Annotated in this window: 3 protein-coding genes; all 3 read right to left on the bottom strand. The window is 48.7% G+C overall.

The genetic code is table 11. The features are described 5' to 3' along the window. A partial coding sequence (locus tag ACM0OZ_RS38800) for an amino acid adenylation domain-containing protein (protein ID WP_414588179.1) occupies window positions 1-6,352 on the bottom strand: 6,352 nt, incomplete at its 3' end. Next, a complete protein-coding gene (locus ACM0OZ_RS38805; protein WP_414588180.1) occupies window positions 6,349-10,992 on the bottom strand; it encodes an SDR family NAD(P)-dependent oxidoreductase in 4,644 nt (1,547 codons plus the stop codon). The genes ACM0OZ_RS38800 and ACM0OZ_RS38805, both read right to left, overlap by 4 nt. After that, entirely contained in the window at window positions 10,985-14,473 is a 3,489-nt protein-coding gene (locus ACM0OZ_RS38810) for an amino acid adenylation domain-containing protein (protein WP_414588181.1), read from the bottom strand. Before ACM0OZ_RS38810 ends, ACM0OZ_RS38805 begins: the two co-directional genes overlap by 8 nt. Window positions 14,474-14,479 lie beyond the last annotated feature (6 nt).

A 14,479-nucleotide genomic window follows, 5' to 3' on the forward strand; every position in this document is an offset into this window, starting at 1 on the left:
TTCCCAGTACCGATGCCCAAATGTTTGCCAGTATTTCTTCTGTTGGCGTTCTGGGGGCGACAAAACTGCGGGATAGTTCGCCGCCTTGCTCAAATGGTTTGGGTAGTGCTTTACGGTCGAGTTTACCGTTGGGTGTCAGTGGTAGAGCATCAAGTGCCACGAAAGCACTCGGTATCATGTATTCTGGCAGCTTTTGTTTGAGAAAAGCGCGTAACTCGCTACTCTGTGGTGCTGGTTGTTGATTTGCTACTAAGTATGCGACCAATCTAGTAGCGCCCACCATCTCTTGTGTGGCGATGACCGCAGTTTGTCGCACGTTTGGGTGTTGAGTTAATACCGCCTCAATTTCTCCTAGCTCAATGCGGAAACCACGGATCTTCACCTGATGGTCGATCCGACCGAGGTACTCAATGTTGCCATCCGCTTTGTAGCGGACTAAATCTCCAGTTTTGTACAGGCGTTGACTCGATTTGTCAGGCGCAAACGGGTTGGGAACAAATTTTTCTGCTGTCAATTCTGGACGGTTGAGGTAGCCTCGTGCTAAACCCGCCCCAGAGATGTACAACTCGCCCGCCACACCTACTGGTACTGGTTGCATCTGAGCATCCAGTATATACACTTGTGTGTTGGCTATAGCCCGACCAATCGAGGGTGCCCCAGTTGCTCCTTTTTCGACTAAGGCATATGTCGAGTAAGTCGTGTCTTCCGACGGTCCGTAGAGATTGAACACCTGTTGAATGGTTTCGTGTTCATATATCTTCTGTACAAGTTGATTTTGCAGCGCTTCACCAGCCAAGTTGACTGTTTGCACACCACGAGGTATGCCGTCAATTCTGTGTAATTCCGCGATCGCACTCGGGACGGTATTGATTAACGTTACTTCCCCAGATGCCGCCAAGGTGGGTAGATGCAAAGCATTTTGGGCTAAAATAACCTTGCCACCACAACTAAGAGGTACAAACAACTCGAACACTGAAAGGTCAAAGCAGATTGAGGTTGAAGCTAGAACCCCAGCACACTGTTGTGGAGTGAACACCTCTTGTGCCCAATGTACTAAGGTGACTGGGCTAATATGTTCAATCGCTACTCCCTTGGGGTTACCTGTAGAACCACTGGTGTAGATGACGTATGCTAAGTTGTCTGGTGTTACCGCACTGACACAATTGTTCTGGCTGTGTTGAGCAATTTCGTTCCAGTCACTGTCCAAAACCACCACACGTGAAGAGTGCACAGGTAAGTTGTCCACCAACTTTGCTTGAGTCAGGAGCACCGACGCCTGGGAATCGGACAGCATGAATGCTAAACGTGTACTCGGGTATGCTGGGTCTAATGGCACGTAAGCCCCACCCGCTTTGAGTATGCCTAAGATAGCCACAAGCATCTCTATTGAGCGCTCGACACACACACCTACTAACACTTCTGGTCCCACGCCTAATGTCTGTAAGTAGTGCGCTAGTTGATTGGCGCGTGTGTTTAATTCACTGTAGCTCAGGCGTTGCTCTTCAAATACTACTGCCACTGCATTCGGTGTCAACAGCACCTGTTGCTCAAATAACGAATGCAGACACAACTGTTTGGGGTAGTCGGCTTGCGTGTTGTTCCATTCCACCAAATACTGCTGCAGTTCACTTGCGCCAAGCAGTGGTAGTTCTGATAGCTTTTGCTGTGGAGCGGCGACGACTGCTTCTAGTAGAGTTTGATAGTGTTTTACCATCCGGGCGATAGTGACAGCATCAAACAAGTCAGTGTTGTATTCGATCGCCCCCATCAATCCGGCGCTTGTATTCTCCAGAAACAGAGTTAAATCAAACTTAGCTGTGGAGCTTTCAATTGCTAAGGGCGACAAGGTTAAATCAGCCAGTTCCAAAGAAGGCATCGGCGCATTTTGCAGCACAAACATCACTTGGAACAGTGGTGTATAGCTTAAAGAACGCTCGGGCTGCAATTGCTCGACTAACTGCTCAAAGGGTAGGTCTTGATGAGCGTAAGCACCAAGCGCCACTTCCCGCACTTGCAACAGTAAATCGCTAAAACTGGGATTGCCAGACAAATTGCTACGCAGCACTAGGGTGTTGACAAATAAACCGATTAACTCTTCGGTTTCGTTGCGATTCCGGTTGGCTATCGGCGTACCCACGCAGATATCAGTCTGTCCACTGTAGCGGTACAGTAATGTTTGGAACGCTGCTAAAAGCGTCATGAACAGCGTTACTTCTTGTTTCTGACTCAAGGCAGCGATCGCCGCACTCAATTCATCCGAGAGTGAGAATCTTTCAGTTGCCCCCTTGTAAGTTTGAATTGCAGGTCGTGGTCGGTCGGTGGGCAGCTCCAACAAAGCCGTTGCGCCTTGAAGTTGTTGCTGCCAGTATGTTACCTGCTGTGCCAGTACCTCTTCCTGCAACCACTGCTGCTGCCAATGAGCAAAGTCGGCATACTGAATCGGCAACTCAGGCAACGCAATTGGTAGCTCATTGCAGATAGCTTGGTAAACTTCTGCTAACTCACGCACCAGCACGCCCATGGACCACCCATCCGAAACGATGTGGTGCATCACCAGTAGCAGGACGTGTTCTGTGGGTTGAAGCTGGAACAAACTAGCCCGCACTAACAGATCGCCTGCTAGGTCAAACGGACGCACTGCTTCTGCTGTTGCCAGTTGCTGGCAAGTGATTTCACGCTCAGTGGGATCTAGCTGTTGCAAGTCTGCTACCGCCAGTGTGAGAGTCATGCTGCTAGCAATCACCTGCATCACTTGCCCATCTACCTGAATAAAGTTGGTTCGCAGGGCTTCGTGGCGGTTGATGATGTGGTTGAGGCTCTGCTCCAGCGCTGTGATGTTCAGTTGACCTTGAAAACGCACAGCCACAGGAATGTTGTAAAAGCCGCTCTCGGACTCGAACTGCTGTAGGAACCACAAGCGCTGTTGAGCAAACGACACTGGCATTTGAGCTTGCCGTGGTACTCTGACGATCGGGGGAGTTTGTTGAGATTGTCCGGTTTGCCCAGCTGTGGCAATAGACTCAGCTAAGGCAGCGACAGTCGGTAACTCAAACAAGCTACGCAATGGTAACTCCACTGCGAAGGTCTTTTGCAGGCGCGACATCAGTTGGGTTGCCAGTAAGGAATGCCCGCCTAATTCAAAAAAGTTGTCATGAATACCCACACGCTCAACTTGCAGCAGCGAAGCCCAAATGCTGGCTAGCATTTCTTCAATCGGTGTTCTGGGAGCAACGAAGTCGTGTGATGCTTCAGGTTGTCCGGAGGGGTCTGGTAGTGCTTTGCGGTCAACTTTACCATTGGGTGTAAGTGGTAGCCCATCAAGTAGCACAAAATAAGATGGCACCATGTACTCGGGCAGTTGCTGTTTGAGGAAAGAGCGCAACTCACTTATCGTTGGTGTTGTCTCATTCTGGGGTACTAAGTAGGCAACCAAGCGCTTGTCGCCTGCAATCTCTTTGGCAATGACAACGGCTTGTTGCACAGTTGGGTGTTGACTCAACAGCGACTCAATTTCGCCCAATTCTATGCGAAAGCCACGCATCTTTACTTGATAGTCAATGCGTCCGAGATACTCGATGTTGCCATCTGTTAGGTAGCGGACTAAATCCCCAGTTTTGTACAGCCTTTCACCAGGCTGGCTGCTAAAGGGGTTGGGAATGAATTTTTCTGCCGTTAACTCCGCTCGATTGAGATAGCCACGCGCCAAGCCATCACCACCAATGTGCAATTCACCTGCCACACCCACTGGTACTGGTTGATTATTGGTATCGAGGATGTAAAATTGGGTGTTGGCGATCGCTCCTCCGATAGCCACCGAGCCAGAACCCGCTTGCACTTGAGATACGGCGGACCAAATGGTGGTTTCAGTCGGACCGTACATATTCCACAGGCTATCTGCACGCTCAATCAGTTGCGCTGCAAGTTCGCGAGAGAGAGCTTCACCACCGCAGAGTATTTTCAATTGCGGGTTGCCAAGGAAGCCTGCTTGCATCAACGCTCGCCAAGTGGCTGGTGTGCCTTGCATGACTGTAGCGCTTGATGTCGCTAAGGCTGCAGTGCTTTGACCACCATCGGCAATCAGATCGGGGGTAAGGACGAGGCGTGCGCCTGTGCTCAATGGTAGGAACAACTCCAACGCGGCAATGTCAAAGGTGATCGTTGTCACCGCCACCAGCACATCTGATGATACCATTCCCGGTTGAGCGGACATTGCGCTTAAGAAATTCACCACGGCGCGGTGGCGAATTTGTACTCCTTTAGGTCGTCCGGTGGAGCCAGAGGTGTAAATGGCATAAGCCAAGTTCTCACCGCAGACATTGCTGTTGGGGTTGGATGAACTTTGGGATATAGGCCAATCTGAGTCTAAGTAGACAACAAGCCCTTGTACGTCGGGCAGTTTGTCAAAGAGCGCCTGTTGTGTGAGCAGCACACAGATACAGGCGTCTTCTAGGATGTACGCCAATCGCTCTGGTGGGTAGATCGGGTCAAGGGGCACATATGCACCTCCCGCTTTGAGAATGGCTAGCAGTCCCACTAACATCTCTATTGAGCGTTCTGCACAAATGGCGACCAACACTTCTGGTCCGACACCCAATGAAACTAGGTAATGTGCCAGTTGGTTGGCTTTGGCGTTTAACTCACTGTAGGTCAGTTGTTGAGAATCAAACACCACTGCCACAGCATCAGGCGTCTTCTGCACCTGTTGCTCAAACAACTCATGCAGACACAATTGTTTCGGGTAGTCTGCTTGGGTCGAGTTCCATTCCCGTAAGAGCTGATGTCGTTCAGTGGCAGTTAGCAGTGGTAGTTCTGATACCTTCTGATGGGGATTGACAACAACTGCTTCTAGTAGAGTTTGATAGTGCCCTACCATCCGCGCAATGGTGGCTTTGTCAAACAAGTCTGTATTGTATTCGATAACCCCCATCAATCCAGCGCCTGTGTTCTCCAGAACTAAAGTTAAATCAAACTTAGCTGTGGAGCTTTCGGCTGCTAATAGACTTCCCGTTAAGCCGGGAAATTCCAACTCTGATAGCGGCGCTTGCAGAGTAAACATCACTTGGAACAGTGGTGTGTAGCTTAAAGAACGCTCTGGCTGCAATTGCTCGACCAACTGCTCAAACGGCACGTCTTGATGAGCGTAAGCACCAAGTGCTACTTTCCGCACTTGCGACAGTAAATCGCTAAAACTGGGGTTGCCAGACAAATTGGTACGTAGGACTAAAGTGTTGGCGAATAACCCGATTAACTTTTCGGTTTCGGCACGATTACGGTTGGCGATCGGTGTGCCTACGCAGATATCAGGCTGACCACTGTAGCGATACAGCAATGTTTGGAATGCTGCCAACAGCGTCATGAACAGCGTCACTCCTTGTTTCTGGCTTAAGGCGGGTAGCGCCTCGCTCAGTTCTTTCGAGAGTGAGAATTTCTCAATTGCCCCCCCGTAAGTTTGAATTGCTGGTCGCGGTCGGTCGGTGGGCAGTTCCAACAAAGCTGGAATACCCGCGAGTTGTTCCTTCCAGTATGCCAGCTGTTTTGTCAGCACTTCTTGTTGCAACCATTGCTGCTGCCAATGAGCAAAGTCAGCGTACTGAATCGGTAACTCGCTCAGCGCTATTGGTAAATCATTGCACTTAGCTTGGTAGACTGCTGCTAACTCGTTCACCAGCACGCCCATTGACCACCAATCTGAAACCATGTGGTGCATCACCAGTAGTAGGACGTGTTCTGTCTCTGTAAGCTTGAACAAAGTCGCCCGCACTAATGCGTCAGTTACGAGGTCAAACGGTTGCGCTACTTCTTCAATTCTCAATTGTCGGCAAGCGCTTTCTCGCTGTGCTGGCTCTAAGTATTGCAAGTCAACGACTGCCAATGTTATGGTCTTGCTGCTGGCAATCACTTGCATCGGTTGCCCATCTACTCCGACAAAGTTCGTGCGTAGAACTTCATGGCGGCTGATGATGTGATTGAGACTGTACTCAAGGGCAGCGATGTTGTCGAGATGACCTTCAAAACGCACAGCCGCCGCAATGTTGTAAAAGCCACTATTAACCTCTAACTGCTGTAAGAACCACAAGCGTTGTTGGGCAAACGACAGAGGTAGCTTTTCTTCTCGTGAAACTGGGAGAATCGGAGCTTGAGTGGAACTTGAGCTAAGATTCACCTTTTGCAGAAACGCGAGGATTTCTGCTTTGCGCTCTTGCAATTGAGTACGCAGGGACGGTGTCAGTGTTCCCTCAGGAGCGCTACACCGCAGGCGAAGCTCCTCCGGAGCCGCTCCGCTAACGCCATCCACCCACAGCTTTATATCCAAACTGGATAGATAAGACAAAAATTCTTCGATAGTTTTCATAACTCTATCTCCTCTCGGTTGTTCGCCATATCATCGGGAGCAGCGTGTATTTGTTGTACTATCGAACGAATCGTTTCAATGCGCTCCGCGAGTCCTGCTACACTAGACTCCTCAAACAAGCTGTTTAAGGGCAACTCAACTTGCAAGGTTTCGCGCATCCTAGAAATGAGTTGAGTGGCTAGCAAGGAATGTCCCCCTAATTCAAAGAAGTTGTCGTAAATGCCCACTTGCTCAATTCCAAGTAACTGTTGCCAGATATTGGCAATAGTTTCCTCCAGTTCATTGCGAGGAGCAACATAAGCATTACTGAGTTCAGGTCTTGGATGTGTTGCTTTTGATGAGATTGTGAATTGCGGTTCCGAGAAATCTTTTGGAGCGTTTTCCCACGCTTCCCGAATGTGTAAATCTCTGGGACATATCACAACTTGGGACAATTTACTTTCCAAAATGCGGCTAAAGGCATCTACACCCTCACTGGGCAATATCGCTAGCTTAAGCATCTCATTACGCATTTTTTGCAGTTCGGGTGGTAGCACTACGTTTACTGCCATGCCCACTTCTTGCCAAGTATCCCAGTTAGTACATACGGTGAAAGTGCCACGTTTGGAATTTTTGTAGTGAGTAAAGGCGTCAAGAAAGGCATTTGCACTAGCATAATCTACCTGCCCCACACCTGCGATGATTGAAGTAATTGATGATGTAAGGATAAAGAAATCTAGCGGAGTATCCTTAAAGATAGAATCGAGAACTAGTGTGCCTTTCACTTTGGGTGCGAGGATTTTCTCTACACCATCGGTCGTTTTGCCTTGAATCACGCCGCCTCCTGGAACTCCTGCGGCATGGATCACTCCATGAATCTCACCAAATCGGTCTTTTGCCTTAGCAATAGCTTCTTGCATTTGTTGCTGATTGCTGACATCTGCTGCGATCGCCAAAACCTCAGCACCTAGCTCTTCCAGTTCTTGAACTTTCCGGATTTTTAAGCTAACGCTATCCTCAGGCTTATGACTAGCAAGCCATTGTTCCCACTCCTCTTTTAGGGGCAAAGCTGAACGTCCGATCAGGATGAGTTTGGCTTGTGCAGTTTTCGCCAAATATTCCGCTAGCACAAGTCCAATGCCTCCAACTCCACCCGTAATCAGATAGACTCCCCCTTTCCTTAACCGTGGTGTCGCTTCGTTAGACTTATCCAGCTGAACTGGTTCAAAAGTTTGTACCCAACGATGAAGACCACGGTAAGCAATCACCCGATCAGAAGATTGAGTCGTCAGTTCCGCCAGCAGCTGTTCTGTGAGTTCTTCCTCATGCCGACTTCCTTTTGGAGGAATCACAACATCAATACTGCAACAGCCTATGTTTGGGTATTCTTGCGCTATGACTTTAACAGGTCCAAGTAGAGTTGCTTTCTCCGGACACAGCACCTCAACGCCTGTGACTTCCTGCATATTGTTGGAAACAACTGCGATTTGCAGCTTATCATTAATAGTTTGTTTCCCAAGGGCTTGTGCTAGAAACAGCAGACTATTAAATCCTAAATCTTGAGCTTTGTCAATCGATTCAAGTCCTAATTCTGCTTCACTGTTTGGCGTGACATTCCATAGATGAACAATTGTTTGTGGAGTTTTGCCCAGTGTGCGTAGTTCATTGAGCAGGGTATTGTAGTCATTACCTTGTCCGGGATTTAAGGTATATACATCGTCCCTCAGCTTGATAAACTCCGACCCGACCTTCACCGTAATGACATTGTGTCCCTCAAGTTCGAGTTTTTTCACCAGTTGAGAACCTAAGCCACACTCATCAATAAACACAAGTGTATTCGATTGAACTGGCATCTCATCTCGTTTACGGGCGCTGAGGGGGGAGCGTTTCCAGGAAGGAATGTAAAACCAGTCAGCAATGTTTGGCTTTTTGTCTGGTATAGATGTTGAAGACTCTACACTGGTCTTGACAGTATTGACAGTATCTGCTTGTGTTCGCGGTTCAATCCAGTAACGCTGGCGCTCAAAAGGATAAGTTGGCAACGGGAGGCGATGACGCTGCTCGTGAGCATAAAATCCCGACCAATCCACCTGTACGCCAGCAAGCCAGAGTTTGCCTAATGTCGTGAGCAAGAAAGCAACATCCGATTGGCGGTCTTGCGGATGGCGTAACGAAGAAAGCACAACTTGCTGAGCTGCCTTATCTGGATGCTGTCTGGCTAATGTGCTTAATGTCCGTCCGGGACCGACCTCCAGCAGGATTTGCTCTGATTCCTTCAAGAACTGTTGCACACCATCAGCAAATCGTACTGCGGAACGCAGATGGTTAGCCCAATACTCTGGATTTGTTGCCTCTGCCGCAGTAATCCAAGTACCCGTAACGTTGGAGACGTATGCAATTTCTGGGGAGTTTAAGGTGACTTTTTTGACCCGATCAGTGAACGTCTCAAGTATCGGTTCCATCATTTTTGAATGGAAGGCATGAGAGGTATGTAGACGACGGCACTCCACTCCTTGTTGTGCTAAGTGCTTCTCTAATGCTTCTACAGCCTCAGTGATACCGGAAACTACGCAAAAATTCGGTCCGTTGACTGCAGCTAGGGAAAGTTCCTTGCCCAGGAGAGTTTGCACCTTATTTTCTGGGAGGGGAACCGACAGCATTGCCCCTGAAGGCAGTTGTTGCATCAGCTGTCCCCGTGCACTTACTAAGGCTAGGGCATCTTCCAGGGAGAAAACATTTGCCAAACACGCTGCAACATATTCACCGATGCTATGACCAATCATCGCCTGAGGATGCACTCCCCATTCCATCCATAACTTAGCCAAGGCGTACTCAATCACAAAGAGCGCTGGCTGTGCGATCGCTGTCTGTGTAATTTGCTGTGTAGCAACTTCGGTGAGTTTTCCGCTTGGGAACAGCACATCGCGCAGATCTAGTCCCAAGTGGGGCTTGAGGAGTTCTGAGCAAATATCCACCTGCTCGCGAAATGTCGGCTCTGTCTGGTAAAGTTCTAGAGCCATATTAACGTACTGCGCTCCCTGCCCTGAAAACATAAACACCACAGGTCGCGCCTTGGGTTCTATGAAGCTTGTAAAAACTTGTTTTGGATCCAGGGGATTGAGTACGCTCGCCGCCTCGTTAATATCTTGGCAAACCACGATCCGTCGATGCTCGAAAGCACGGCGACCAATGCTTTGCGTGTAAGCAACATCAGCGAGGTTAATTTCAGGATGCTCCTTTAAGTGTTCCGCCAGATTTGCAGTTGCAGTATCAAGTGCAGAGTCAGTTTTCGCTGAGAGAACCAGCAACTGCCAAGGTCTAGATTTTCCAGAAGACTCAATAGTAGGCGCTTCTTCTAGGATGACATGGGCATTAGTACCCCCAATGCCAAAAGAACTGACCCCAGCTCGGCGTTTAGTTCCGTCGGTTTTCCATTCGCTTAGAGTTGTGTTGACATAAAAGGGACTATTAGCAAAATCAATCTTGGGATTGGGCTTTTCAAAATGTAGGCTCGGTGGCAACAACTTGTGTTTAAGCGCTAGGACTGTTTTGATTAGACCCGCTACACCAGCAGCTGTATCTAAATGTCCAATATTTGTTTTCACTGCACCGATCGCACAAAAGCCCTTTTTGTCGGTTGTGCCACGAAAAGCTTGTGTTAGCGCGGCGATTTCAATCGGGTCTCCCAGAACTGTTCCGGTTCCGTGTGCTTCTATATAAGTGATTGTTTCGACATCAATGCCAGCTATGGCTTGAGCCTCTGCAATCACTGCTGCTTGACCTTCCACACTAGGAGCAGTGTAACCAACTTTTAACGAACCGTCGTTGTTAATAGCTGAACCTTTTATTACTGCATGGATGTAGTCTCCATCAGCAATGGCATCCGATAGACGCTTCAGAAGGACGGTTCCTACACCGTTGCCACCAATAGTTCCGCGAGATTGGGCATCAAAAGCTCGGCAGTGTCCATCGGGAGAAAGAATCATGCCTTCTTGATACAAATAACCTGTTTTTTGTGTTATGCCGATGGAAACGCCACCAGCTATTACCATATCACACTGGTAATTCAGCAAGCTCTGGCATCCCATTTGCACAGCCACTAATGATGTAGAGCAGGCAGTGCTAACATTAAGACTCGGTCCTTTTAGGTTGAGCTTGTAAGAAACTCGCGTAGGTACAAAATCTTTATCATTGCTAATAAAAGTTTGATAGGTGCCTACTGATTCGATTTGGTCGCGGTTTGAGATTAGGTTATAGAGTAAGTAGGCATTCAGACCAGCACCAGCATAAACACCAATCTGACCATCGTATGCTTCAGAGTCATAACCAGCATTTTCCAGAACCTCCCAAGCACACTCCAAAAACAGGCGGTGTTGGGGGTCCATAATTTCAGCTTCTTTAGGTGTAAACCCGAAGAATGACGGGTCAAACATCTCTACGTCTTCCAACCAACCATTTGCTTTGACGTAGTTTTGGTGATTCAGTAATGCTGGATCTATGCCTGAAGCCTCTAATTCCTCATCAGTGAAAAATGAAATGGACTCAACACCGTCGCGCAGATTCTGCCAAAACTCATTAATATTCTTCGCTCCTGGAAAACGACCCGCCATGCCGATGATGGCGATCGCATCCAAACCATCGTGTGTTTCCCAGTTATCCATTGGTTTTCTTCTTTTGTTTAATAAGTGGTTGTCGTTTAAGAGCTTCTATGCGCTTGCTGGCACGGTCATTAATTTTCTGCCTAGCAGGTGCTGCCACATCCTGTTCTTGTCCGAGATATTGTGCCAAAGTACTTATAGTTGGATATTTAAACAAGTCAACTACTGAGATATCTCGGTTGATTCCAAGTAACTTATTATTATTCAACTTGCTATGAACTTGGATGACGAGAAGTGAATGACCGCCGAGTTCAAAGAAATTGTCGTTGACACCCACCTTCTCCAGATTCAGCACCTCTTGCCAAACAATAGTCAAAAGTCGCTCGATCTCGTTTCGGGGTGCAACGTATGCTTCGGTCTCTAGTCGAGTTTGCTCCGGATCTGGTAGTGCTTTGCGGTCAACTTTGCCATTGGGTGTGAGTGGTAGCCGATCAAGCACCACAAAATAAGATGGCACCATGTACTCAGGCAGTTGCTGTTTGAGGAACGAGCGCAACTCACTCATCGCTGGTGTTGCCTCAGTCTGGGGTACCAAGTAGGCAACTAAGCGCTTGTCGCCTGCAATCTCTTTGGCAATGACAACGGCTTGTTGCACAGTTGGGTGTTGGCTGAGTAATGCCTCAATTTCGGGCAATTCAATGCGGAAGCCACGCACCTTCACCTGGTGGTCAATGCGTCCGATATACTCGATGTTGCCATTACTAAGATAGCGGACTAAATCTCCAGTTTTGTACAAGCGACTGCCTGGATCGCCAAACGGGTTGGGAATGAATTTTTCTGCGGTCAACTCTGGGCGGTTGAGGTAACCCCGCGCCAAGCCATCACCACCAATGTGCAATTCACCTGCCACACCCACTGGTACTGGTTGTAAATTGGTATCGAGGATGTAAAATTGGGTGTTGGCGATCGCCTGACCAATCGACACCTCTGAACCTGCCTGCACTTGAGATACGGCGGACCAAATGGTGGTCTCAGTCGGACCGTACATATTCCATAAGGTTCGTGCACGCTCAAGTAATTGAGTTGCAAGTTCCCGCGAGAGAGCTTCACCACCACAGAGTATTTTCAATTGTGGATTGCCAACGAAGCCGACTTGCATCAGTGTTCGCCAAGTAGCAGGTGTGCCTTGCATGATTGTGGCGCTTGATGTCGCTAAGGCTGCAGTGCTTTGACCACCATCGGCAATCAGATCGGGAGTAAGGACGAGGCGTGCGCCTGTGCTTAACGGCAGGAACAACTCCAACGCGGCAATGTCAAAGGTGATGGTCGTCACTGCCACCAGCACATCTGATGATACTATCCCCGGTTGAGCGGACATTGAGCTTAAGAAATTCACCACAGCCTGGTGACGAATTTGTACTCCTTTGGGTCGTCCGGTGGAGCCACTTGTGTAGATGGCATAAGCCAGATTCTCGGCACAGACATTGCTGTTGGGGTTGGATGAACTTTGGGATACAGGCAAATCTGTGTCTAAGTAAACAACACGCCCATGTACATCCGGCAGTTTGTCCACTAGGTGTTGTTGTGTGAGCAGCACAGACGCACACGAATCTTCTAAAATGTACGCCAATCGCTCCGGTGGGTAGATCGGGTCGAGGGGTACATATGCACCACCCGCCTTCAGGATTGCCAGCAGTCCCACTAACATCTGTATTGAGCGTTCTGCACAAATGGCAACCAACACTTCAGGTCCCACACCCAATTCAACTAGGTGATGTGCCAGTTGGTTGGCTTTGGCGTTTAACTGACTGTAGGTTAGTTCTTCCGAATCAAACACCGCTGCCACAGCGTGGGGTGTTTTCTCGACCTGTTGCTCAAACAACTGATGCAGACACAATTGTTTGGGGTAGTCGGCTGAGGTGTTGTTCCACTCCACCAGCATCTGATGTCGTTCATTAGCACACAGCAGTGGTAGTTCTGATACCTTTTGATGGGGATTGGCAACAACTGCTTCCAGTAGAGTTTGATAGTGTTGTACCATCCGCGCAATGGTGGCGGCGTCAAACAAATCAGTATTGTAATCAAGAAACCCGCTCAATCCAACGGCTGTGTCCTCACTGAATCCTTGGGCGGTGTTCTTTAACGTTAGGGTCAAATCATACTTGGCAGTTGAGCTTTCAAGTTCCAATGGAGAGAGCGTTAAGTTGGGAAGCTGCAACACTTCCATCGGTGTATTATGCAGCACAAACATCACTTGGAACAGCGGTGTGTGGCTTAAAGAACGCTCTGGCTGCAATTGCTCGACTAACTGCTCAAACGGCAGGTCTTGATGGGCATAAGCACCAAGGGCAACTTCCCGCACTTGTGAGAGTAAATCAAGAAAACTGGGATTGCCAGATAAATTGCTGCGTAGCACTAAAGTGTTGAGGAATAACCCGAATAACCCCTCTGTTTCGGCGCGATTGCGGTTAGCGATCGGTGTACCCACACAGATGTCAGTCTGGTTGGTGTAGCGATACAGCAATGTTTGAAACGCTGCTAACAGGGTCATAAACAGCGTTACTCCTTGTCGCTGACTCAAGGCAGCCAGCGCGTCACATAGCTCCTGGGAAAGTTTGAATTTCTCAGTTGCTCCCCCGTAAGTTTGAATCGCTGGTCGCGGTCGATCTGTTGGCAGTTCCAACAAAGCTGGGGAAAGAGCGAGTTGTTCCTTCCAGTATCCCACCTGCTTTTTCAGCACCTCCCCCTGCAACCACTGCTGCTGCCAATGAGCAAAGTCAGCGTACTGAATCGGTAATTCTGGCAAAGCAATTTGTACACTATTATACACAGCTTTGTAGATTGCTGCTAACTCGTTTACCAATACGCCCATTGACCACCAATCTGAAACCATGTGGTGCATCATTAGCAGCAGGACGTGTTCTGTTTCTGTCAGCTTGAACAAACTCGCCCGCACTAATGGGTCAGTTGCCAGGTCAAACGGTTGCGCTGCTTCTTTAAGGATCAATTGTCGGCAGGTGCTTTCTCGCTGTATTGGCTCTAGGTGTTGCAAGTCTACGAGTGCCAGTGTTATCTTCACGCTGTCGGCAATCACTTGCATCGGTTGTCCATCTACTGCTACAAAGTTGGTGCGTAGGACTTCGTGGCGGCTGATGATGTGATTGAGACTGTACTCAAGGGCAGCGACTTTGAGCTGACCTTCAAAGCGCACTTGCACATGAATGTTGTAAAAGCCACTCTCGGGTTCTAACTGCTGTAGAAACCATAAACGTTGTTGGGCAAACGACAGAGGTAGCTTTCCAGAGCGTGAAACGGGCAGAATCTGAGCTAGAGTGGAATTTGAGCTATGATTCGCCTTTTGCAGAAACGCGAGGATTTCTGCTTTGCGCTCTTGCAACTGAACACGCAGAGACGGTGTCAGTATTCCCTCGGGGGCAGTACACCGCAGACGTGCCTCCTGGGTCGGAACTCCGTTAACACCATCCACCCACAGCTTTACATCTAAAGTGCAGAGGTAAGACAAAAACTCTTCAATAGTTTTCATAGTATC

The organism is Scytonema sp. PCC 10023 (assembly GCF_963920835.1).
Lineage (GTDB): Bacteria > Cyanobacteriota > Cyanobacteriia > Cyanobacteriales > Nostocaceae > Kalymmatonema.

Coding starts and splice junctions, on each gene's coding strand:
- ACM0OZ_RS38805 (WP_414588180.1), bottom strand. CDS start 10,992: ATGGATAACTGGGAAACACACGATGGTTTGGATGCGATCGCCATCATC.
- ACM0OZ_RS38810 (WP_414588181.1), bottom strand. CDS start 14,473: ATGAAAACTATTGAAGAGTTTTTGTCTTACCTCTGCACTTTAGATGTA.